This is a genomic window from Enterobacter sp. BRE11, from assembly GCF_031844285.1.
In the GTDB taxonomy this organism is placed as follows: Bacteria; Pseudomonadota; Gammaproteobacteria; order Enterobacterales; family Enterobacteriaceae; genus Pantoea.
In genome coordinates this window covers 175,873-198,817 of sequence record NZ_JAUZUX010000001.1, presented here as the reverse complement: position 1 = coordinate 198,817, position 22,945 = coordinate 175,873, and the positions used below count along the sequence as shown (strand labels likewise).

General features: G+C 56.9%; 20 protein-coding genes and 7 tRNA genes. 7 read left to right on the top strand and 20 right to left on the bottom strand.

Annotated features, from left to right (window positions below; translation table 11 throughout):
* The 4 genes from corC to miaB all read right to left on the bottom strand — a co-directional run bounded on the left by corC (position 1) and on the right by miaB (position 4,136).
* Entirely contained in the window at positions 1–882 is an 882-nt protein-coding gene (gene corC, locus Q9R34_RS00955) for a CNNM family magnesium/cobalt transport protein CorC (protein WP_434123865.1), read from the bottom strand.
* An 81-nt stretch (positions 883–963) separates the two neighbouring features.
* Complete coding sequence (gene ybeY, locus Q9R34_RS00950) at positions 964–1,437, bottom strand: rRNA maturation RNase YbeY (protein ID WP_434123863.1); 474 nt, start codon at positions 1,435–1,437, stop codon at positions 964–966.
* Positions 1,434–2,495, bottom strand: coding sequence for a PhoH family protein (locus Q9R34_RS00945; protein ID WP_485892040.1), 1,062 nt, complete (start codon positions 2,493–2,495; stop codon positions 1,434–1,436). The genes ybeY and Q9R34_RS00945 overlap by 4 nt, the downstream gene beginning before the upstream one ends.
* Positions 2,496–2,699: 204 nt before the next feature.
* Positions 2,700–4,136 (bottom strand): tRNA (N6-isopentenyl adenosine(37)-C2)-methylthiotransferase MiaB, encoded by a 1,437-nt coding sequence (gene miaB, locus Q9R34_RS00940; protein ID WP_485892039.1) that lies wholly within the window; start codon positions 4,134–4,136, stop codon positions 2,700–2,702.
* Positions 4,137–4,349: 213 nt separating this feature from the next.
* On the opposite strand from miaB, the gene ubiF reads away from it, so the two are divergent.
* Positions 4,350–5,522 carry a 3-demethoxyubiquinol 3-hydroxylase gene (ubiF, locus tag Q9R34_RS00935; protein ID WP_485892038.1) on the top strand — a complete coding sequence of 391 codons (1,173 nt, stop codon included), beginning with the start codon at positions 4,350–4,352 and terminating at the stop codon, positions 5,520–5,522.
* A 286-nt stretch (positions 5,523–5,808) separates the two neighbouring features.
* On the opposite strand, the gene Q9R34_RS00930 is transcribed toward ubiF, so the two are convergent.
* The 8 genes from Q9R34_RS00930 to asnB form a co-directional block, all read right to left on the bottom strand.
* A tRNA-Gln gene (locus Q9R34_RS00930) sits at positions 5,809–5,883 on the bottom strand.
* A 26-nt stretch (positions 5,884–5,909) separates the two neighbouring features.
* Positions 5,910–5,984 (bottom strand) — tRNA-Gln (locus Q9R34_RS00925).
* Positions 5,985–5,990: 6 nt separating this feature from the next.
* Positions 5,991–6,067, bottom strand: a tRNA-Met gene (locus Q9R34_RS00920).
* Positions 6,068–6,093: 26 nt separating this feature from the next.
* Positions 6,094–6,168 (bottom strand) — tRNA-Gln (locus Q9R34_RS00915).
* A 34-nt stretch (positions 6,169–6,202) separates the two neighbouring features.
* Positions 6,203–6,277, bottom strand: a tRNA-Gln gene (locus tag Q9R34_RS00910).
* Between the two features lie 21 nt (positions 6,278–6,298).
* Positions 6,299–6,383 (bottom strand) — tRNA-Leu (locus tag Q9R34_RS00905).
* An 8-nt stretch (positions 6,384–6,391) separates the two neighbouring features.
* Positions 6,392–6,468 (bottom strand) — tRNA-Met (locus Q9R34_RS00900).
* A 217-nt stretch (positions 6,469–6,685) separates the two neighbouring features.
* Positions 6,686–8,353 (bottom strand): asparagine synthase B, encoded by a 1,668-nt coding sequence (gene asnB, locus Q9R34_RS00895; protein WP_485892037.1) that lies wholly within the window; start codon positions 8,351–8,353, stop codon positions 6,686–6,688.
* 68 nt (positions 8,354–8,421) lie between these two features.
* Between asnB and Q9R34_RS00890 the strand changes: the two genes are divergently transcribed.
* On the top strand, positions 8,422–8,649 hold the full coding sequence (locus Q9R34_RS00890; RefSeq protein ID WP_485892036.1) for a hypothetical protein: 228 nt from the start codon (positions 8,422–8,424) through the stop codon (positions 8,647–8,649).
* Here the strand turns inward: Q9R34_RS00890 and Q9R34_RS00885 are convergent.
* Genes Q9R34_RS00885 through nagB form a run of 4 tightly spaced genes read right to left on the bottom strand, consistent with a single transcriptional unit; the run spans position 8,646 to position 12,653 of the window.
* Positions 8,646–9,398, bottom strand: a complete 753-nt coding sequence (locus Q9R34_RS00885; RefSeq protein ID WP_033751787.1) for an HAD-IIA family hydrolase — start codon at positions 9,396–9,398, stop codon at positions 8,646–8,648. The two genes, Q9R34_RS00890 and Q9R34_RS00885, sit on opposite strands and share 4 nt — an antisense overlap.
* A gap of 20 nt (positions 9,399–9,418) precedes the next feature.
* Positions 9,419–10,639 (bottom strand): DNA-binding transcriptional regulator NagC, encoded by a 1,221-nt coding sequence (gene nagC, locus Q9R34_RS00880; RefSeq protein WP_485892035.1) that lies wholly within the window; start codon positions 10,637–10,639, stop codon positions 9,419–9,421.
* Between the two features lie 7 nt (positions 10,640–10,646).
* Positions 10,647–11,795, bottom strand: coding sequence for an N-acetylglucosamine-6-phosphate deacetylase (nagA, locus tag Q9R34_RS00875; protein WP_485892034.1), 1,149 nt, complete (start codon positions 11,793–11,795; stop codon positions 10,647–10,649).
* 57 nt (positions 11,796–11,852) lie between these two features.
* A complete protein-coding gene (nagB, locus tag Q9R34_RS00870; RefSeq protein WP_434123856.1) occupies positions 11,853–12,653 on the bottom strand; it encodes a glucosamine-6-phosphate deaminase in 801 nt (266 codons plus the stop codon).
* Positions 12,654–12,985: 332 nt separating this feature from the next.
* Here nagB and nagE point away from each other — a divergent pair, with 332 nt between their 5' ends.
* The 3 genes from nagE (at position 12,986) to Q9R34_RS00855 (ending at position 17,480) form a co-directional block, all read left to right on the top strand.
* Positions 12,986–15,016: an N-acetylglucosamine-specific PTS transporter subunit IIBC gene (nagE, locus tag Q9R34_RS00865; RefSeq protein ID WP_485892033.1), complete on the top strand. Its 2,031-nt coding sequence runs from the start codon at positions 12,986–12,988 to the stop codon at positions 15,014–15,016.
* A gap of 163 nt (positions 15,017–15,179) precedes the next feature.
* Positions 15,180–16,847: a glutamine--tRNA ligase gene (gene glnS / locus Q9R34_RS00860; protein WP_434123853.1), complete on the top strand. Its 1,668-nt coding sequence runs from the start codon at positions 15,180–15,182 to the stop codon at positions 16,845–16,847.
* 237 nt (positions 16,848–17,084) lie between these two features.
* Complete coding sequence (locus Q9R34_RS00855; protein WP_485892032.1) at positions 17,085–17,480, top strand: hypothetical protein; 396 nt, start codon at positions 17,085–17,087, stop codon at positions 17,478–17,480.
* A gap of 60 nt (positions 17,481–17,540) precedes the next feature.
* Here the strand turns inward: Q9R34_RS00855 and fur are convergent, their stop codons facing one another.
* The 4 genes from fur to ybfF form a co-directional block, all read right to left on the bottom strand.
* Positions 17,541–17,984, bottom strand: a complete 444-nt coding sequence (gene fur, locus Q9R34_RS00850; RefSeq protein ID WP_033751764.1) for a ferric iron uptake transcriptional regulator — start codon at positions 17,982–17,984, stop codon at positions 17,541–17,543.
* A gap of 354 nt (positions 17,985–18,338) precedes the next feature.
* On the bottom strand, positions 18,339–18,869 hold the full coding sequence (fldA, locus tag Q9R34_RS00845) for a flavodoxin FldA (RefSeq protein ID WP_434123851.1): 531 nt from the start codon (positions 18,867–18,869) through the stop codon (positions 18,339–18,341).
* Between the two features lie 134 nt (positions 18,870–19,003).
* Entirely contained in the window at positions 19,004–19,279 is a 276-nt protein-coding gene (gene ybfE / locus Q9R34_RS00840) for a LexA regulated protein (RefSeq protein WP_033751760.1), read from the bottom strand.
* Between the two features lie 155 nt (positions 19,280–19,434).
* The gene (gene ybfF, locus Q9R34_RS00835) at positions 19,435–20,199 is read right to left on the bottom strand and encodes an esterase (RefSeq protein ID WP_434123850.1); all 765 of its coding nucleotides are present in this window, start codon (positions 20,197–20,199) and stop codon (positions 19,435–19,437) included.
* A 250-nt stretch (positions 20,200–20,449) separates the two neighbouring features.
* Between ybfF and seqA the strand changes: the two genes are divergently transcribed.
* Positions 20,450–21,001, top strand: a complete 552-nt coding sequence (seqA, locus tag Q9R34_RS00830) for a replication initiation negative regulator SeqA (protein WP_485892031.1) — start codon at positions 20,450–20,452, stop codon at positions 20,999–21,001.
* A gap of 25 nt (positions 21,002–21,026) precedes the next feature.
* Positions 21,027–22,667: a phosphoglucomutase (alpha-D-glucose-1,6-bisphosphate-dependent) gene (gene pgm, locus Q9R34_RS00825; RefSeq protein ID WP_434123849.1), complete on the top strand. Its 1,641-nt coding sequence runs from the start codon at positions 21,027–21,029 to the stop codon at positions 22,665–22,667.
* Positions 22,668–22,945 lie beyond the last annotated feature (278 nt).

Below are 22,945 nucleotides of genomic sequence, written 5' to 3'. Positions count from 1 at the left end.
TTATTCGTCATCCAGTTGGGGTAACGGCGCGTTTTCCGGGATCTTGACGTGCACCTGGATGATGCGACGGCTGTCGGACATCGCGACTTTGAAATAGTAACCGTCGATGTCAATGCTCTCTCCCCGTCCGGGAAGATGGCCGAATCCCTGCATGACCAGTCCGCCAATGGTGTCCACTTCTTCGTCGCTGAACTGCGTGCCGAACACCTCGTTGAAATCTTCAATCGGGGTCAGGGCGCGCACCGTATAGGTCTGACGGTTCAGCTGACGGATATCGCGATCTTCCTCGTCATCATACTCATCTTCGATTTCACCGACGATCAGCTCAAGGATATCCTCGATGGTGACCAGGCCGGAGACGCCGCCGAATTCATCAATAACGATCGCCATATGATAGCGCTGAGAACGAAACTCTTTCAGCATGCGGTCGACGCGCTTGCTTTCCGGCACCACAACCGCCGGGCGCAGCACTTTTTCCATGCTGAACGGCTCTGATTCGCTGCTCATAAACGGCAGCAGATCTTTCGCCATCAAAATGCCTTCGACATGGTCTTTGTCTTCGCTGATTACCGGGAAACGTGAATGCGCAGATTCGATAATCACATCCAGGCACTCGTCCAGCGTCTGGTTGCGCTTCAGGGTAATCATTTGCGAACGCGGGATCATGATGTCGCGCACGCGCTGCTCTGCAATATCCAGCACCCCTTCGAGCATGTCGCGGGTATCTTCGTCAATCAGCTCTTTTTGCTCGGAGTCGCGGATCAGCTCCAGTAGTTCATCACGGTTTTGCGGTTCGCCGTGAAACAGTTGGTTGATAAGCAGGGAAAAAAATCCCTTTTTACTACTGGGTGCGTCGCTGTTTTGAGAATGGTCGTCGCTCATGGCGTTTTTTTAGAGATCTCTCTGGTGAGGGTGGTTGCTGTCGGCGTCCTCGCCGACAGCGGGATAAACTGAGCCAGCGGCTCAGGCGTCTTCTTTTTCCGAAATGTACGGATCGGGATAACCAAGAGCAAGCATTATCTCCGTCTCAATCCCTTCCATCTCTTCCGCTTCGCTATCTTCGATATGGTCATAGCCGAGCAGATGCAGCGTGCCGTGCACCACCATATGGGCCCAGTGCGCTTCAACGCTTTTACCTTGCTCTTCCGCCTCTTGCTCCACTACCTGACGACAAATAATCAGGTCGCCCAGCAGCGGCAGCTCAATGCCCGGCGGCGCCTCGAAGGGAAAAGAGAGGACATTGGTCGGCTTATCTTTGCCGCGATAAGTCAGATTAAGCTCATGGCTCTCCGCCTCGTCCACCAGGCGAATGGTGACTTCGCTTTCCGGCTGAAATGGGGTAACCGCCGCCTCCAGCCAGCGCTGGAAAGCGGCCTCGTCAGGCAGGCCGCCAGTCTGTTCGCAGGCCAGCTGCAGATCAAGAATCACCTGGCTCATTTACTCTCCTGCGCCTCGATCTGTGCCGCCAGCGCGTCGCGTTTGCGCTCTTCCGCCAGCTTGTCGCGACGTTTCTGATCCGCCTCTTCCCAGGCTTCATAGGCGGTGACGATTCGAGCCACAACCGGGTGACGCACCACGTCTTCGCTATGGAAGAAGTTGAAGCTCAGCTCCTCGACATCGGAGAGCACTTCAATGGCGTGGCGCAGGCCCGACTTAGTGCTGCGCGGCAGGTCGATCTGCGTGACGTCGCCGGTGATCACCGCTTTGGAGTTGAAGCCGATGCGCGTCAGGAACATCTTCATCTGTTCGATGGTGGTGTTCTGGCTCTCATCAAGAATAATGAAGGCGTCGTTCAGCGTGCGGCCGCGCATATAGGCCAGCGGCGCGACCTCAATCACGTTGCGCTCCATGAGCTTTTCAACGCGCTCGAAGCCGAGCATCTCGAACAGGGCATCATAGAGCGGACGCAGGTAGGGATCGACCTTCTGGCTCAGGTCGCCTGGCAGGAAGCCGAGCTTTTCGCCCGCTTCCACCGCCGGACGCGTCAGCAGAATACGGCGAATCTCCTGGCGCTCCAGCGCATCCACCGCCGCCGCAACCGCAAGGTAGGTTTTACCCGTACCGGCCGGGCCGATGCCGAAGGTGATGTCGTGATCGAGAATATTGGCGATGTACTGCGCCTGATTCGGCGTGCGCGGCTTGATCACGCCGCGTTTGGTCTGGATATGCACCGCTTTGCCGAACTCCGGCACGCTGTCGGCGGTCTGCTCCAGCACGCGGCTCTCTTTAATCGCCAGATGGATCTGCTCTGGATCGATATCCGGGATGACGCCGCGCACCGGCGCGGTATCGACGTAAAGGGTACGCAAAATATCTTCAGCGGCGTTGACGCAGAGCGCGCGGCCAACCAGCTTAAAGCTGTTGTCGCGACGGTTGATTTCAATGCCCAGACGACGCTCAAGCTGTTTGACGTTGTCGTCGAACGGACCGCACAGGCTCATCAGTCGGCGGTTATCTGCCGGTTCAAGGGCGATTTCACGAGTTTCGATATTCAAACGAATCCTTTGGGTCACTCAGGGCCAGTTAGAATGTGTGCTGATGCCGGGTTAATTAACGACGGCATTTTGAGAAATTATTTATGGCATGTCGCCGGGGCGCAAGCGTAACTAATGATATTTGGGCAGCGCGTCCAGAAACCAAGGGCGTGCAGAAGAAAAGAGCGGCGACGCAGCAGGCGCCGCCGCGGAGTGAAGCGCGTATCAAGGCTGGAAGGTACCGACGCCGATCTCGTTCTCTTTGCGCGTGCGCGCGATAACCGATGCCGGGCTTTCGACGATGCGCAGGCCCATCTCATCTTCGGTGCGCACCACTTTGCCGCGCAGCGAGTTGGTGTAGACGTCGACGATCTCCACATCGACGAACTTGCCGATCATCTCCGGCGAACCTTCGAAGTTCACCACGCGGTTGGTTTCGGTACGGCCAGACAGCTCCATGACGTTTTTACGCGAGGTGCCTTCCACCAGAATGCGCTGCACCGTGCCGAGCATACGGCGGCTCCAGGCCATCGCCTGCTGGTTGATGCGATCCTGCAGGATATAGAGGCGCTGCTTTTTCTCCTCTTCCGTGACGTCGTCCGGCAGATCCGCCGCCGGCGTACCGGGACGCGCGGAGTAGATGAAGCTGAAGCTCATGTCGAAGTTGACGTCGGCGATCAGCTTCATGGTCTGTTCGAAGTCCTGCTGGGTCTCCCCAGGGAAGCCGATGATAAAGTCAGAGCTGATCTGGATATCCGGGCGCGCGGCGCGCAGCTTGCGGATAATCGCTTTGTACTCCAGCGCGGTATGGGCGCGCTTCATCAGCGTCAGAATGCGGTCCGCGCCGCTCTGCACCGGCAGGTGCAGGAAGCTCACCAGCTCAGGCGTGTTGCGGTAGACCTCGATAATGTCGTCGGTGAATTCGATTGGGTGGCTGGTGGTGAAGCGGATGCGGTCGATGCCGTCAATGGCGGCCACCAGGCGCAGCAGTTCGGCAAAGGTGCAGATTTCGCCGTCGAAAGTCGCGCCGCGATAGGCGTTGACGTTCTGGCCGAGCAGGTTCACTTCTCGCACGCCCTGCGCTGCCAGCTGCGCGATCTCCAGCAGGATATCGTCGCAGGGACGGCTGACCTCTTCGCCGCGCGTATAGGGCACAACGCAGAAGGTGCAGTATTTGTTACAGCCTTCCATGATGGAGACGAAGGCGGTGGGGCCTTCCGCGCGCGGTTCCGGCAGGCGGTCGAATTTTTCGATTTCCGGGAAGCTGATATCCACGACCGGGCTTTTGCTGCCGCGCACGCTGTTGATCATTTCCGGCAGGCGATGCAGGGTTTGCGGGCCGAATACGATATCCACATAGCTGGCGCGCTGGCGAATATGATCCCCTTCCTGCGACGCCACGCAGCCGCCGACACCGATAATCAAATCAGGGTTGCGCTCTTTAAAGCTTTTCCAGCGTCCCAGCTGGTGGAAAACTTTTTCCTGCGCCTTTTCGCGAATTGAGCAGGTGTTGAGCAGCAGAATGTCCGCCTCTTCAGCTTCCTCGGTCAGCGTGTAGCCGTGGGTGCTGTTTAGCAGGTCAGCCATCTTGGATGAATCATACTCATTCATCTGACAGCCCCAGGTTTTGATATGCAGTTTTTTCATTGTCGAACTAGCCATTGATTCAGTGCAGTGAGGTGCAGGGCGCGTATTGTAATGCTTTGACGCTGTTGTGACCAGCGCAGAGCCGCCATACTTCGCATATCTGCGGCACAAGCGGCGATCCCTCTCTTGCCAGGCAGGCGATTTCTGCCGCCCGGGCGTTTTTCCGGTACACTTTGCGCCAGTTATCCCGCTTTTTGCCGCGGGTAAAGATTCAGAAGGAGATGAGCAATGCAGGATAACCGCTTTGATGTGGTGGTGGTGGGCGGCGGCATGGTCGGCGCCGCGCTGGCGTGCGGTCTGGCGCTTCAGCAATTTCGCGTCGCGGTGGTGGAGCGCGCCGAGCCTGCGCCTTTTGAGGCCGACAGCGATCCCGACGTGCGTATCTCCGCCATCGGCAGCGCCTCGGTGGGTCTGCTGAAGCAGATCGATGTCTGGCCACGCGTGCAGGCGATGCGCTGCGCGCCCTATCGCAAGCTGGAGACCTGGGAGTGGCAGACGGCGCACGTGAGTTTCGACGCTGCGTCGCTCGGCCTGCCGGAGCTGGGGTTTATGGTCGAGAATAGCGTGCTGCAGCGCGCGCTGTGGGAAAGGATGGCGCAGCTCGGTATTACGCTGCGCTGTCCCGCGACGCTCGCAGGTTTACAGCAGGAGAACGGCGGCTGGCGGCTCGATCTCAGCGATGGCGAAGCACTGCATGCCCGGCTGGTAGTCGGCGCCGACGGCGCCAACTCACAGGTACGGCAGATGGCGGGCATCGGCATCGACGGCTGGAGCTATGCGCAATCCTGTTTGCTGATTAGCGTGACCTGCGAGCACCCGGCGGGCGACGCGACCTGGCAGCAGTTTACGCCGCAGGGGCCGCGCGCTTTTTTGCCGCTGTATGATAATCGCGCTTCGCTGGTGTGGTATGACGCGCCAGCGCGCATTCGCCAGCTGCAGGCGATGCCGCTGCCGCAGCTGGAAAAAGAGATCGCCGCGACCTTTCCTGCGCGGCTGGGGCGTTTTAAAGCGCATGCGGCGGGCGGTTTTCCGCTGGTGCGCCGTCATGCGCAGCGCTATGTGCTGCCGGGCCTGGCGTTGATCGGCGATGCGGCGCATACCATTAATCCGCTGGCGGGGCAGGGCGTTAATCTGGGCTATCGCGACGTCGACGCGCTGGTTGAGGTGCTGGTGGAGGCGCGCGCCAACGCGCAGGAGTGGGCGTCTGAGAATGTGCTGCGTCGTTATCAGTCGCAGCGACGTCGCGATAATCTGCTGATGCAGGGCGGGATGGATCTGTTCTATTTTGCCTTCAGCAATCGGCTGCCGCCGCTGAAGTTTGCCCGTAACCTGGGGCTGATGGCCGCTGAGCGTTCGGGCGCGCTGAAGCGTAAGGTGTTGCGCTACGCGCTGGGTTTGTAGACGCGGCTGCGTCTTTCGGGCCGAAGAGCGGGCGTGGCTATAATATGGGGGCCTGAGAACAGGTGTGGCTGCGGTATCCGTGCGCGGCCACAGAGGGGGCTTCCCGATCGCAAAGTCGCTGTTCGTCATCCATGACCGCTCGGCCCGCGCAGTCCCTTGCGCGGGACGCTTTGCTCTTCGGGAAGCGCCTCTGTGACCGGACTTAACAGCAGTGTTGCTGTTTTAAAGCAAAAGTGACCAGACGACAAAAACAACAAAGCCCGCAAAAGCGGGCCTGTTGTCAATTTGGCTGGGGTGCAGGGATTCGAACCCCGGAATGCCGGAATCAGAATCCGGTGCCTTACCGCTTGGCGACACCCCAATAGTGTCTTTTCAAATTGTCTTATATGGCTGGGGTACGAGGATTCGAACCTCGGAATGCCGGAATCAGAATCCGGTGCCTTACCGCTTGGCGATACCCCAATAATTTGGTGGCTACGACGGGATTTGAACCTGTGACCCCATCATTATGAGTGATGTGCTCTAACCAGCTGAGCTACGTAGCCAAATGTACTGCTTACTGCACCCGATGTGGCTGGGATACCTGGATTCGAACCAGGGAATGCCGGTATCAAAAACCGGTGCCTTACCGCTTGGCGATATCCCATTCGTCGACTCGTATCCACGAGAGCGTATCGGATTGGCTGGGGTACCTGGATTCGAACCAGGGAATGCCGGTATCAAAAACCGGTGCCTTACCGCTTGGCGATACCCCATCCGGCTGCCGAAGACTGAAATGGTGCGGGAGGCGAGACTTGAACTCGCACACCTTGCGGCGCCAGAACCTAAATCTGGTGCGTCTACCAATTTCGCCACTCCCGCAAAAAAGATGGTGGCTACGACGGGATTTGAACCTGTGACCCCATCATTATGAGTGATGTGCTCTAACCAGCTGAGCTACGTAGCCATCTTTTTTTCGCGTTACCTTCATCGGCGTTGCGGGGCGCATTATGCGTATTGAGCTCTGGAGCGTCAACACATTTTTTGCCGATTTTCGCCTTCGCACGCCTGTTTGTCTGGCTTGTAACCAGGGTGGCGAATTATTCGGCAAGTTTTGATCGTAACCACATCAAAGCTAAAAAAAAGGGGCCCCGCAAGGCCCATTTTGCTATGGCTTAGTTTACTTATTTATAAGCAGACTGATGCACGCCCACCGCGCGACCTGAAGGATCGTCCATCGACTTGAACGCTTCGTCCCACTCAATCGCTTTGGCGGAGGAGCAGGCCACCGACGGGCCGCCCGGCACGCATTCAGCCGCGCTCGGCAGCGGGAACAGCTCTTCAAAAATTTCGCGATAGAGGTAGCCCTCTTTCGACGCCGGCGTGTTGTAAGGGAAGCGGAAGTGCGCGGTTGCCAGCTGCTGATCGCTGACCTGCTGCGCCGCAACCTCTTTCAGGGTATCGATCCAGCTGTAGCCGACGCCGTCAGAGAACTGCTCTTTCTGACGCCAGGCGACGCTTTCCGGCAGATAGGAGGAGAAACATTCGCGCAGGATGTGTTTTTCCATCTTGCCGTTGCTGCCGCACATTTTATCCTGCGGGTTAATACGCATCGCCACGTCGAGGAATTTCTTGTCGAGGAAAGGCACGCGCGCTTCCACGCCCCAGGCGGACATCGCTTTGTTGGCGCGGGCGCAGTCGTACATATGCAGCGCCATCAGCTTGCGCACGTTCTCTTCATGAAACTCTTTGGCGTTCGGCGCTTTATGGAAGTAAAGATAGCCGCCAAACACTTCGTCCGCACCCTCGCCGGAGAGCACCATCTTGATGCCCATCGCCTTAATTTTACGCGACATCAGGTACATTGGCGTCGAGGCGCGAATGGTGGTGACGTCATAGGTTTCAATGTGATAAATCACATCGCGAATCGCGTCCAGCCCTTCCTGCACGGTAAAGTGAATCTCGTGATGCACCGTGCCCAGATGTTCAGCCACCGCTTTCGCCGCTTTCAGATCCGGCGAGCCCTCCAGGCCGACCGCGAAAGAGTGCAACTGCGGCCACCAGGCGTCGCTCTTGTCCTGATCTTCGACGCGTTTCGCGGCGAAGCGTTTGGTTACCGCCGAGATGATAGAGGAGTCCAGACCGCCGGAGAGCAGCACGCCATACGGCACGTCCGACATCAGGTGGCTTTTCACCGACTCTTCCAGCGCATGCTTGAGGCCCGCCGCATCGGTAACGTTATGTTCTACCGCGGCGTACTCCATCCAGTCGCGCTGCCAGTAGCGACGAATTTCGCCGTCGGTGCTGGAGAGGTAGCTTCCCGGCGGGAACTCCTTAATTGAGCGGCACACCGGCACCAGCGCTTTCATTTCTGACGCGACAAACAGGTTGCCGTGTTCGTCGTTGCCCATATAGAGCGGGATGATGCCGATATGGTCACGGCCGATCAGGTATTGCTGCTTTTCGCTGTCCCACAGAATAAAGGCGAACATGCCTTCCAGCTCGTCGAGGAAGTCGACGCCTTTTTCCTGATAGAGCGCCAGAATAACTTCGCAGTCGGAGCCGGTCTGGAACTGGTAGCGATCGCTCAGCTCGGCGCGCAGCGCCTGATGGTTGTAAATCTCGCCGTTGACTGCCAGAACATGGGTGTGATCGGCGTTATAGAGCGGCTGAGCGCCGTTGTTGACGTCGACAATAGAGAGGCGTTCATGCGCGAGAATCGCTTTATCGTCGGCATACACGCCAGACCAGTCCGGTCCGCGGTGACGCATCAGGCGAGAACTCTCCAGCGCTTTTTTACGCAGATCAATCGGATCGCTTTTCAGATCCAGCACACCAAAAATAGAACACATATTCTGACTCCTGAGCTCGCCTGTCGGCGATGTTATCGTTGCCTTGTCCGGCAGCCAGCGGCTGCGTGATGTATAAGAAAATGCGCTATTTCATGCAGTCAATGCAAGCATATTTGCCTTTTACTGATAAAAAGATTGTTTGCTGGGCTTTTTATTTGAATATTATTCAATTTGATGCGCATTTCATTAACGGATCGGCAATGAATGGCCAGGCTTGGCTAAAAAAGAGACAGGTCAGAGACGGTTTCAGAGAGAAGCGGCCGCCTGGCGTCAGGCGGCGCGGCAAGAAGAATTAAAAGAGATCGATATCCGCGACAGAAGGGTAGATCCAGTCGGGGCGGAAAGGCATGGCGTCGATATCACTCAGCGTCGAAACGCCAGAGAGCACCAGAATAGTTTCCAGTCCCGCCTGAAAGCCGGCCAGAATGTCGGTGCGCAGGTTGTCGCCGACGATCACCGTCTCTTCAGAGTGAGCCTGCATTTTATTCAGCGCGGCGCGCATGATGTAAGGGCTCGGTTTGCCGACGTAAAACGGGCGCCGGCCGGAGATCTTTTCAATGCCGGCGCAGAGGGCGCCGCAGGCGGGCACAAAGCCGCGCGCGTGGGTATCGGGGTTGGTGGCAATAAAGCGCGCGCCGCTGGCGACGAAAAAGGCAGCCTTATGCATCATCTCCCAGTTGAAGGAGCGCGTCTCACCGACGATGACGAAATCGGGATTGACGTCGGTAATGGTAAAGCCCGCTTTATAGAGTTCATGGATCAGCGCACCTTCGCCAATTACGTAGGCTTTCTTCCCTTCCTGGCGACGCAGAAAATCGGCGGTCGCCATCGCAGAGGTGTAAAACACCGAGTCGGGCACCTCGACGCCAGCGTTGGCGAAGCGGTTTGCCAGATCCTGCGCAGTCTGTGAAGGATAGTTGGTCAGCACCACCAGCGGCATCTCTTTTTGCAGGATGCGCTGCAGAAACTCCTGCGCGCCTGGCACGGCGGTGTTGTCGTGCATCAACACGCCGTCAATATCGCAAATTACGCTTTTTATCGTCATAGGTTCAGTCCGGGTCGCGTTTACTCTTCCAGTAAATGTTGTAGCAGAATGCCGTTGAGCATAGCGCGTTTTGCCAGCGCAAAGGCGCCTATCGCCGATCGATGATCGAGCTCGGAACGCACGACTGGCAGATTTTTGCGGAAGGCGTTGAGCGCTTGCGTGTTGATACAGCCTTCAATGGCCGGCAGCAGCACTTTCTCGGCGTCGGTGATTTCGCCCGCCAGCACCACTTTCTGCGGGTTGAACAGGTTAATCGCAATGGCGATCGCTTTGCCCAGGTAGCGTCCGACATATTCAATGACTTCACAGGCCAGCGCGTCGCCCTGGTTGGCGGCTTTGCAAATCTGCGCCATCTGGCAGGCGTCCTGCGTTAGCACGCTGGGGTAGCCCTGGCTGAGCAGATGGCGCACGCGGTTTTCAATCGCGCCGTTGGCGGCAATGGTTTCCAGACAGCCGAAATTGCCGCAATGGCAGCGTTCGCCGAGCGGATCGACCTGGATATGGCCGATTTCGCCTACGTTGCCGTTGCTGCCGAGGAAAATATGGCCGTTGGCGATGATGCCGGCGCCGGTGCCGCGATGGAGCCGCACCAGAATCGAGTCGGCGCAGTCGCGGCTTGCACCAAAGTAGTGCTCTGCCAGCGCCAGGCTGCGGATATCATGGCCGACGAAGCTGGTAACGTTAAAACGATTTTGCAGTCCGGCCACCAGCGGCCAGTGGCTGACGGCGATATGGGGCATGTAGCGGATGACGCCATTTATCGGATCGACCAGGCCGGGCAGGATCACCGAGATGGCGATGAGCTCGCGAATTTTACGCTGGTGGGTCGCGATAAAGCTGTCGATAGCAGCGAACAGCGCATGCTCCAGCGTCTCCTGCGTGCGCTCCGGCAGGGCATAATCCTCCTGCGCCAGCGATTTGCCGCTGAGATCGAACAGCGTCAGGGTGGCGTCATGGCGGCCGAGCCGCACGCCGATAGCGTGGAACTGGCGCGTTTCGGTGACGATAGAGATGGCGCGGCGACCGCCGGTGGAGGCCTGTTGATCCACCTCTTTAATCAGCCCGCGTTCAATGAGCTGACGGGTAATTTTGGTGACGCTGGCAGGCGCAAGCTGGCTCAGTTCGGCAATCTGGATGCGCGAAATAGGGCCCTGCTGATCGATTAGCCGGTAAACGGCCGCGCTATTGAGTTGCTTAACAAGATCGACATTTCCTATTTGTGCCTGGCCGCCAGTGGTCATTCAGTGCTTACTCGCTCAGGACGTCGTCTCCATTGACAAACGTCTTAATGATTTTGAAATCACGCGTAAAAACAGTGAGGTTGGCGACTTTTCCCGCTTCGACCGTGCCCAGCTGTTTGTCCACGCCCATTGCCTGCGCGGGGTAGAGCGTTGCCATACGCAGCGCTTCATCCAGCGCGATGCCGACCTGTTCGACGGCGTTGCGCACCGATTCAATCATGGTAATCGCAGAGCCGCTCAGCGTGCCGTTCTCGTCCACGCACAGGCCATCGCGATAGTATATTGTTTTGCCAGCGAAAATGAATTTATCAATTTCAGCGCCTGCAGGGGCGGTAGCGTCGGTGACCAGCACCAGCTTATTGCCTTTGATGCGTTTCGCGTTGCGTACGTTAGCGTAATGGACGTGCAACCCATCTGCAATAATGCCGCAATAAACATCCGGCGCATCAAACAGCGCGCCAATCAGGCCCGGCTCGCGTCCGGCGAAAGCGGGCATGGCGTTATAGAGATGAGTGGCGAAGGTCACGCCCGCGCGGAAACCCGCTTTGGCTTCGTCATAGGTGGCGTTGGAGTGGCCGGCAGAGACGATGATGCCCGCCTGCGTCAACTGGCGGATCACCGCGTCGCCAGCGTTTTCCGGTGCCAGCGTCACCTTGGTGATGACGTCGGCGTTATCGCACAGATAGCGCACCAGCGCCGGATCGGGCAGGCGGATGAGGTCAGGATTATGGGTCCCTTTTTTGGCTTTATTCAGCCAGGGGCCTTCCAGATGCAGGCCGAGCGCCTGGTGTTGATGCTTGCTTTTATAGGCGCGCATGGTGTCGATGGCGCGCTTCATCAGTGCGTCGCTGCTGGTGATCAGCGTGGGCAGAAAGCTGGTGCAGCCTGACTTCTCATTGGCGCGCTGCATGATTTCCAGCGTCTCGACGCTCAGGGCGTCGATGTCGTCGTTGAACTGCACGCCGCCGCAGCCGTTCAGCTGTAAATCGATAAAGCCGGGAGCGATCAGCGCGCCGGAAACGTCGCGCAGCGCGATATCGGCAGGTAGCGCGTCGCGCGGACAGACGCGTTCGATCAGCCCATCGGTGATAACCACCGCGTGATTATCCAGAATTTCATGGCCGGTATAAATCCGGCCGTTAACTAATGCGTACATCGTGGTTCTCCCGGCTGAGCCCGCCAGAGCCTCGCGGCGGGCATTTACAACATTTTCCTACACGCCTTTCATATTTTCCGCTTCCATTTCGCGGAAATATTTTACGGTTTTCACTTTCAGTTCCATGGTGGCGGGTTCGTCGCATACCACCACTGATTTCGCATGCAGCTGCAGGCAGCTGATGGTCCACATATGGTTGACGTTGCCTTCTACGGCGGCCTGCAGCGCCTGCGCTTTGACATGGCCTGTCACCAGAATCATCACCTCTTCCGCATCCAGCAGCGTGCCGACGCCGACCGTCAGCGCATATTTCGGCACCTGATCCACATCGCCGTTGAAGAAGCGTGAATTCGCCACGCGGGTATCGTGCGTCAGCGTTTTGATGCGGGTGCGCGAGGCAAGGGAAGAGGCCGGTTCGTTAAAGGCGATGTGGCCATCGTTGCCGACGCCGCCCATAAACAGATGGATTTTGCCCAGGGCGCGAATCTTCTCTTCATACTGGCGACATTCTGCGTCAATATCTGACGCATTGCCATTCAGAAGATTGATGTTTTCTGGTTGAATATCAACGTGATCGAAAAAGTTGCGGTACATGAAGCTGTGATAGCTTTCCGGGTGCTCTTTCGGCAGGCCGACATATTCGTCCATATTGAACGTCACCACATGCTTAAAGCTGACCTGGCCCGCTTTGTGCATCTCGATAAGATGCTTGTACGCTTCCAGCGGCGTGCCGCCTGTCGGCAGGCCCAGCACGAAGGGGCGATCCGCGGTAGGGTTAAAAGCATTGATGCGGTTGACGATATGACGGGCTGCCCATTTACCGACCTGCGTAGGGGTAGCCAAAGGAATCAGTCGCATGTTTCACCTCATTCTGAGAAAAGAAAAGGGGGTGACGCATTCATCGTAGCGGTCATTATCACGTTAACGCCGTGAAACGATTTCAGCCTGCGATCGCTGCGTCTTAATATTTTTCATCATAAAATAAGTTAGGGTTGTTCGCCAGATGCCTCGGCAGTTAATGGTGCTTTTTGGTGATAATTATCACAGAAGAGATGCGTATAATTTGCGAGGCGAATTAATTTGTCATTACACTGCGCAACGTGAAGTGTAGTGTCAATCAACCCCTGCGGCTGACAATAAAAAACAAGCGGCGCAGGGCGACAAGCCAGTCTCATAGGGGGAAAGGACAAATGTTAGGTTACTTACAGAAGGTTGGCCGCGCGCTGATGGTGCCGGTAGCAACCCTGCCGGCAGCGGCGATATTAATGGGGGTCGGCTACTGGCTCGATCCGGACGCCTGGGGCGCAGGCAACGCCTTTGCTGCGCTGCTGATAAAATCGGGCGCGGCGATTATTGAGCATATGTCCGTCTTGTTTGCTATCGGCGTGGCTTATGGGCTGTCAAAAGATAAGGATGGCGCAGCGGCGCTGACCGGCTTTGTCGGTTTTCTGGTGGTGACGACGCTCTGCTCGCCAGCTGCCGTATCGATGATCCAGAAAATACCCCTTGATCAGGTGCCCGCCGCCTTTGGCAAAATTGAAAACCAGTTTGTCGGCATTATGGTGGGCATTATCTCCGCGGAGGTCTATAACCGCTTTAGCCATGTCGAGCTGCCGAAGGCGCTCGCTTTCTTCAGCGGACGACGCCTGGTGCCTATTCTCGTCTCCTTCCTGATGATCGCAGTGGCATTCATTCTGATGTATATCTGGCCGCTGATCTTTAACGGACTGGTAAGCTTTGGCGAACATATCCAGAAGCTGGGATCGGTCGGTGCAGGCGTCTACGCCTTCTTTAACCGCTTGCTGATCCCGGTTGGCCTGCATCACGCCCTTAACTCGGTATTCTGGTTCGACGTGGCGGGCATCAACGATATTCCTAAATTCCTTGGCGGCGCGCAGTCAATCGCTAACGGCACCGGCATTGTCGGCATCACGGGACGCTATCAGGCGGGCTTCTTCCCAATCATGATGTTCGGCCTGCCTGGCGCAGCGCTGGCGATCTATCACTGCGCGCGTCCGGAAAACCGCGTTAAAGTCGGCAGTATTATGCTGGCCGCAGCCTTTGCGGCCTTCTTCACCGGCATTACCGAGCCGCTGGAGTTCTCCTTTATGTTTGTCGCGCCGGTACTTTACGTTATCCACGCGGTGCTGACCGGCATTTCGGTATTTATCGCCGCCAGCATGCACTGGATCGCCGGCTTCGGCTTTAGCGCCGGTTTGGTGGATATGGTGCTGTCGAGCCGTAACCCACTGGCGACACACTGGTGGATGCTGATCCCGCAGGGCATCGTCTTCTTTGCGCTCTACTATGTGGTATTTCGCTTCACCATCACGAAATTCAACCTGATGACGCCGGGCCGCGAGCTGGCGGTGGCGGGCGATGAAACAGACGGCTACGACGTTAACGTCGACACAACCGACAACGGCGAGAGCGCGACCGAATCGCTGGCGCGTCGCTATATCGGCGCCATCGGCGGCTCCGACAACCTGACCGGTATCGACGCCTGTATCACGCGTCTGCGTCTCAACGTAAAAGACTCGGCGCAGGTCAATGAGTCCGTCGCCAAACATCTGGGCGCGTCCGGGGTTATCCGCCTGAATAAACAGAGCGTGCAGGTGATTGTCGGCACCCAGGCAGAAAGCATCGCCACCGCAATGAAAAAAGTGCTGACGAAAGGGCCGGTCGCCTCGGCGGGCGGCGCGTCAGCAGCCCCCGCCGCGCCAGCGGTAAAGCCGCAGGCAGTGATGAACCGCGAAACCAAAGCCATTGTGACGCTGATGGCACCGGTGAGCGGCGAAGTGGTCGCCCTGGACGCAGTGCCTGATGAAGCCTTCGCCAGCAAGGCGGTCGGCGAAGGGCTGGCGATCAAGCCGACCGGTAAAACCGTAGTGGCGCCGGTTGCCGGTACCGTGGTGAAAATTTTCGATACCAACCATGCTTTCTGCCTGGAAACCGGCAGCGGCGTCGAAATTGTGGTGCATATGGGCCTCGACACCGTGGCGCTGGGCGGCAAAGGCTTTACCCGGCTGGTAGAAGAGGGCGCGACGGTCGCGGCGGGTCAGCCGGTGCTGGAGATGGATCTCGACTTCCTCTACGCCAACGCGCGTTCGATGATCAGTCCGGTTGTGATCAGCAACAGCGAAGATTTCGCCGGGCTGACGCTGCTGGCGACCGGGAAAGTGGTGGCTGGGGAAACCCCGCTCTACGAGGTAAAAGGCTAAGCCTCTAATCGCATTGCCGTAAAAAAAAGCAGGCAGGAAGCGATTCCTGCCTGTTTTCGTTTTATCGCCTTAACAAACCGGTTGTTTCCCTTCGGCGCTTTGTGGATCATACTCCGTTACTTCGTGGTACAAACCACCCGCTATACGTATTGAGGATTGAGAGATGAGTGAGGCTGAAGCCCGCCCAACTAACTTTATTCGTCAGATCATCGACGAAGATTTGGCGAGCGGCAAGCACAGTAGCGTGCATACCCGTTTTCCGCCTGAGCCCAATGGCTACCTGCATATTGGCCATGCTAAATCGATCTGCCTGAACTTCGGCATTGCTCAGGACTATCAGGGGCAGTGCAACCTGCGTTTCGACGATACCAACCCGGTTAAAGAGGATATGGAGTTCGTCGAGTCCATCAAGCGCGACGTGCAGTGGCTGGGCTTTGAGTGGAGTGGTGACGTTCGTTATTCCTCAGATTACTTCGATCAGCTTTATCACTACGCGGTTGAACTGATCACCAAAGGTCTGGCCTATGTCGATGAGCTGACGCCGGAAGAGATCCGCGAATATCGCGGCACCCTGACCGCGCCGGGCAAAAACAGCCCCTGGCGCGATCGCAGCGTCGAAGAGAACCTGGCGCTGTTCGAAAAAATGCGCAACGGCGAATTTGCCGAGGGTAAGGCCTGCCTGCGCGCCAAAATCGACATGGCGTCCAGCTTTATCGTGATGCGCGATCCGGTGCTCTACCGCATTAAGTTTGCCGAGCATCACCAGACCGGCAAAAAGTGGTGCATCTATCCGATGTACGACTTTACCCACTGCATCTCCGATGCGCTGGAAAATATCACCCATTCGCTCTGTACGCTGGAGTTCCAGGATAACCGTCGCCTCTATGACTGGGTGCTGGATAATATCTCCATACCGGTGCATCCGCGCCAGTATGAGTTCTCGCGTCTCAACCTCGAATATGCGGTGATGTCGAAGCGCAAGCTGACACAGCTGGTCAACGAAAACGTGGTGGAAGGCTGGGACGATCCGCGCATGCTGACCGTTTCGGGCCTGCGCCGTCGCGGCTATACCGCCGCCTCGATCCGCGAGTTCTGCCGCCGTATTGGCGTCACTAAACAGGATAACGTGGTTGAGATGGCGTCGCTGGAATCCTGCATTCGCGACGATCTGAACGAAAACGCGCCGCGCGCCATGGCGGTGCTCGATCCGCTGAAAGTGGTGATTGAGAACCTGCCGGCTGGTCATAATGAAATCATCACCATGCCGAATCATCCGAACAGGCCGGAGATGGGCACGCGCGACGTGCCGTTTGGCCGTGAGGTCTGGATCGATCGCGCTGACTTCCGCGAAGAAGCCAATAAGCAGTACAAACGTCTGGTGCTGGGCAAAGAGGTGCGTCTGCGCAACGCCTACGTGATCCGTGCCGAGCGCGTGGCAAAAGATGAAGAGGGGAATATCACCTGCATCTACTGCACCTGCGACGTCGATACCCTGAGCAAAGATCCGGCTGACGGCCGCAAGGTAAAAGGCGTGATCCACTGGGTCTCCGCCGACCATGCGCTGCCGGCGGAATTCCGCCTTTACGATCGCCTGTTCAGCGTGCCGAACCCTGGTGCGGAAGAGGATTTCCTGACCACCATCAATCCGAACTCGCTGGAGATTCGTCAGGGGTTTGTCGAGCCAGGCTTACAGAACGCCAGCCCGGAAGCGCCTTATCAGTTTGAGCGTGAAGGCTACTTCTGTGCCGACAGCCGATATTCGCGTCCGAACCAGCTGGTGTTTAACCGCACCGTGGGCCTGCGCGACACCTGGGCGAAAATCGGCGAGTAATTTTTTCGCATTCGGCTTGATATGCATTTACGACAGGGCGAGCAATCGCCCTTTTTTATATCTGCAATTAGCGGCAAGACCATTTTTTGTTATGTAACAATCCATTATCTCTTGTCAGACCAGACTGGGAGTTGTCTGAGTTAACGAAAATTAATCAATTTCCAGATGTGAATTTCATTTTTTCAGGTAGGCTATTCGCTCTTTGAAGAGGCTATGCGGGCATAAAAAGGAAAAATGATGACAGCTCTTGGTCAGGAAGCAAAACACAGCGTGGTAGTTTTACATCAGTTAATCGAACGTATATTCAATCAGCCTTCAGGCGAAGACGATACCTTCGATCTGCTGCTCTCGCACTTCCATCCCGATTTCCGCATGGTCACACCCCAGGGGCGACTGCTCGATTTGAATCAAACTGAAGAGTTGTTTCGGCAGCTGCAGGGGCGTCGCGAAGGCATGCGCATCGCCACCAGCGAACACGCGGTGATCTCTCAGAGCAAAGATGAGATCACTATTCAGTATTGCGAGCTGCAGATGATGAACGGCAGCGATCAGGCGCGCATTTCGCTGGCGATCCTCGACTGCACTACCTCAATCCCCCGCTGGCGCTACCTGCACGAAACGCTGGTCGCCTGACGGCCATAAAAAAAGCCGGTACATAGACCGGCTTATAGCATTACTGCATAGCACACATTTTTACTGATCGTGGAGCGTTTCGTCTTCGCGGCAATCGCCCAGCGAGCAGTGTCCATAGAGATAAAGGCTATGGTTCGTCAGCTTGATGCCGTGACGGGTAGCAATATCTCGCTGGCGTGATTCGATTGATTCATCGCTGAATTCGATGACTTTGCCGCAGTCGAGGCAGATCAGGTGATCGTGATGATGCTGCTGGGTCAGTTCGAAAACCGATTTTCCACCTTCGAAGTTATGACGCGTAACGATGCCCGCATCGTCAAACTGATTTAGTACGCGATAAACGGTAGCCAGACCAATCTCTTCGCCCATATCAATCAGGCGTTTATACAGATCTTCCGCGCTGACGTGATGGCACTGAGGTTCCTGAAGCACTTCCAGAATTTTCAGTCTGGGCAGCGTGACTTTCAGGCCAGCCTTCTTTAATGCGGTATTGTTGTCAGTCATGCGGATATTGTCCTGTTACTTTGCTGGTTACTTGAGGCGCCTTGCCTTGAATGTCGTTCGGTGTCTATTCTCATTTGCGTCTCATTATAGAGGCGAAGTTTTGAAATGAAAACCGAGGGAAACGCCTGAAATCAACACGGGCTGTAAGAAGAAGCGTAACGGCGCCGGGCGGAGAAATGCAGGAGGTTCGTTATCATCTCGCTAACTTCCTGACCTCGCGGAAGAAATAAGCAGATAACCGATGTGGGTATTGTACAGAATCAGAGATAAAAGTTAAAAATCTGTAGCTATTATTTCTATAGGAAAAACCATTAACTCAATGTGAGCCAGCGCCCACATTGAGTATGTGGCTAATCAGGCGTCGATGATGGCCTGCAGCTGCAGCTCATCGTGAATCTGCTTAACCCAGGCTTCGACGCGCTGGTTGGTTAGTTCCGGCTGACGATCTTCGTCAATCGCCAGGCCAAGGAAGTGTTTGTCATCCGCCAGACCTTTAGAGGCTTCGAAGTGGTAGCCTTCGGTCGGCCAGTGGCCGACGATCACCGCGCCGTTCGGCTCGATGATGTCGCGAATCGTGCCCATCGCGTCGCAGAAATACTCTGCATAGTCTTCCTGATCGCCACAGCCGAACAGTGCGACCAGCTTGCCGTTGAAATCGATCTCCTCCAGCGTCGGGAAGAAGTCGTCCCAGTCGCACTGCGCTTCGCCGTAGTACCAGGTTGGAATGCCCAACAGCAGGATATCGAACGCCTCGAGATCTTCTTTCGTGCTCTTGGCAATGTCATGCACTTCCGCAACCTCTTTGCCCAGCTGTTTCTGGATCATTTTTGCAATGTTTTCGGTGTTGCCGGTATCGCTGCCAAAGAAGATGCCTACGATTGCCATGGAGTAAATAACCTCTTAAATCCTGATGATGAGTGCATGCGCAGAGCGCACAATTAAGCGAATGATAGCAGAGCGGGCAAAAGGGCGGAACTCGAAAAGCCGCTCCATTTGCTTCTGCGTGCGCTTTACGCTATTCAGCCCAGTTTGAGTTGCGCCAGCAGCATTTGTTCAATCAGTTCGCTGCGGCTGATGTTGCGCTGCTCAGCCAGGGTGTTTAACGCATCCACGGCTTCGCTGGTCATTTTGAGTTCGACACGACGCAGCCCGCGCACCTTGTCACGTTTCAGTTGATTGCGCTTATTGATGCGCAGCTGTTCATCACGCGAGAGCGGACTGGTTTTCGGTCGACCGGGCCGACGCTCGTTTGCAAACAGATCCAGCGTAGTGCGGTCAGTGTGTTCTTTTGCCATGGGTTAGTAAAACTAGCGGCGCGAGCAGGCGCGTTTATAACGAAATGGGCCATTACCGCGGCAAAAAAATAGGCAGCGGCAAAATTTAGCGCGCCATCATACTCCAGCCGAAGTGATGACGCCAATGGTAAACCGCGAACGGCAAGCTTTTGCTTTTAAAGCGCAAAAAAGCGGCGGACGCTGCGCAATACGGCATCAGGTTTCTCGGCGTGCACCCAGTGGCCGGCGCCGCTGATGACGTGCGCATGTGCCGCAGGAAACTGACGCAGCAGCGCATCGCGATGCTGGTTGTCGAGATAGGGCGAGTCGCCGCCGCGTATAAAGAGCGCGGGATGCGGCCAGGGCGGCACCGCTTCCCAGCCAGATATTGTAGCGTAATTTTCCCATAGCGCCGGAACGTTGAAGCGCCACTCGCCATCCTGAAACGATTTGAGAATAAACTGGATGACGCCTTCTTCTTTTATATGGGCGCGCATCACCTGCGCGGCCTCGCTGCGCTGGCGCACCCCTGCGGCGCTAACGGCGCGGATGGCGGCGAAAATCTCGTCGTGGCGTCGCGTCTGATAATCCACCGGCGCGATGTCGATCATCACCAGCCTCTCCAGGCGCTGCGGCGCCAGCGCGCTCATCGCCATGGCGATTTTTCCGCCCATTGAGTGGCCAATAACGGCGGCACGATCGATCTGATGCGCATCCAGGGTGTCGAGCATATCCTGCGCCATGGCGCGATAGCTCATCTCGTCGGCACGCGGCGACAGGCCATGGTTGCGCACGTCCACCTGTAGCAGCGGGCCCGCGTCTTTCAGGCCGCGCGCCAGCACGCCGAGGTTATCCAGACTGCCGAACAAGCCGTGAATTAACAGGATGGGTAAGGAATCAGCGATTGATTGGTCAGTTTGCAGACGAGCATTTAAAATCATGGCAAAGTTCTTAAGATGGGGACCTTGGGTTAGGTTATCATGCTTTCACCTTTCCAGGCGCGAGGATGCGGCAGGCTTTAGGGCATATTCCGACTTTTGCCGTATGCGCGTGCGAAGGCTATCAGCCCGCCTGGATTTAACTTTATAATCCTTATGTTAGAACCCGCCCGCTCCGCGAACAACCGAGTGTTGCAACGGCGTTTTTCAGGCTGGCGTGGTTCTGTCACGAGTCGAAACCGTACGGAAAAAGATGAAAACGATCGAAGTTGACGAAGACCTCTACCGCTATATCGCCAGCCACACGCAACATATCGGCGAAAGCGCCTCTGACATTTTACGGCGGATGCTAAAATTTAATGCCGGTCAAAGTGCGCCTGCGGCAGCGGCGCCGTTAGCCGCTGGCGATGCGGCGCAGAAAACGATCCAGCCTGTGCGCGCGGAAAACCGCCCGCAGGATCGCGTGCGCGCCGTGCGTGAGCTGCTGCTGTCCGACGAATATGCCGAACAGAAGAAAGCGGTCAATCGCTTTATGATGGTTCTCTCAACGCTCTATCGTCTTGATCCTTCGGCGTTTGCTGAAGCCACTGCATCGCTGCAGGGCCGTACTCGCGTCTATTTTGCGGGCGACGAGCAAACGCTGTTGCAAAATGGCACCCATACTAAGCCGAAGCATGTCCCCGGCACGCCGTACTGGGTGATCACCAATACCAATACCGGCCGTAAATGCAGCATGGTGGAACACATCATGATCTCAATGCAGTTCCCGCAGGAGCTGGCAGAGAAAGTTTGCGGCACCATTTAAACTGAAGCGTCAGGGAGAAGCGCCAATGGCCAGTCACCCCCGTGCCGGGCAACCCGCCCAGCAGAGCGATTTGATTAACGTTGCACAGTTAACATCACAGTATTATGTCCTGCAGCCCGACGTGGCGAATCCGGACCATGCGGTGAAATTCGGCACCTCCGGGCATCGCGGCAGCGCAGGACGCCAGAGCTTTAACGAGCAGCATATCCTGGCGATCGCACAGGCTATCGCGGAAGAGCGCAAGAAAAACGGCATTACCGGACCCTGCTATGTCGGTAAAGATACGCATGCGCTCTCTGAGCCAGCGATTTTGTCGGTGCTGGAAGTGCTGGCCGCCAACGGCGTAGACGTCATCGTGCAGCAGGACAACGGCTACACGCCGACGCCGGCTATCTCCAACGCTATCCTTGAGCATAACAAGCAGGGCGGCGCGCAGGCGGACGGTATCGTGATTACACCGTCGCACAACCCGCCGGAAGATGGCGGCATCAAGTACAACCCGCCGAACGGCGGCCCGGCCGACACCAACGTCACCAAAGTGGTCGAAGACCGCGCCAACCAGCTGATCAAAGCGGGCCTGCAAGAGGTCAAACGTCTGCCGCTGGATCAGGCATGGGCCAGCGGTCGCATCGTCGAAAAAGATCTGATCCAGCCTTACGTAGAAGGGCTGGCGCAGGTGATCGACTTTGCCGCTATCCAGAAAGCGGGCCTGAAGCTGGGCGTCGATCCGCTGGGCGGCTCTGGTATGGAATACTGGAAGCGCATCGCCGAGCACTATCAGCTCGATCTGACCATCGTCAACGACGCCATCGACCAGACTTTCCGCTTTATGCATCTGGATAAAGACGGTGTGGTGCGCATGGACTGCTCCTCCGAATGCGCCATGGCGGGCCTGCTGGCCTATAAAGACAAGTTCGATCTGGCGTTCGGCAATGACCCGGACTATGACCGTCACGGCATCGTTACGCCAGCGGGCCTGATGAACCCGAACCACTACCTGGCTGTGGCAATCAACTACCTGTTCCAGCATCGTCCGCAGTGGGGCAAAGAGGTCGCCGTCGGCAAAACGCTGGTTTCCAGCGCGATGATTGACCGCGTGGTTAACGATATCGGCCGCAAGCTGGTGGAAGTGCCGGTGGGCTTTAAGTGGTTTGTTGACGGCCTGTTTGACGGCAGCTTCGGCTTCGGCGGCGAAGAGAGCGCGGGCGCCTCTTTCCTGCGTTTCGACGGCTCCGCCTGGTCGACCGACAAAGACGGCATTATTCTCTGCCTGCTGGCGGCGGAAATCACTGCAGTCACCGGCAAGAACCCGCAGCAGCACTATGACGAGCTGGCTGCACGCTTCGGCGCGCCGAGCTACAATCGTCTGCAGGCGCCTGCGACCTCTGCACAGAAAGCGGCGCTGTCGAAGCTGTCGCCGGAGATGGTCAGCGCCGACACCCTGGCGGGCGATCCCATCACTGCGCGCCTGACGGCGGCGCCGGGCAACGGCGCCTCTATCGGCGGTCTGAAAGTGATGACGGAAAACGGCTGGTTCGCTGCGCGTCCGTCAGGCACCGAAGACGCCTACAAGATCTACTGCGAAAGCTTCCTAGGCGCGGAGCATCGTGCGCAGATCGAGAAAGAAGCGGTAGAGATCGTCAGCGAAGTGCTGAAAAACGCCTGATGATATTGAGCTGGCTGGTAAACCAGAGGGTTTTTCAGGCGGCTCAATAGTCAAAACGCGGATGGTATGGACCGAAGAGCAAAGCGTCCCACTACAGGGACAAAAACGCCGGGAGCGTTTTTGAACAACGCAGTGCGTTAGCCCGTTTACGGGCGCACCTCAGGGATGAGGTGCGTAATCACGCGGGCCGAACGAGCATGGATGCCATGGACTTTGCGAGCGGTCCACGCCATCCGCGTCTGCACAGTGACACAAGCATCAAGCGCCCTCCGGGCGCT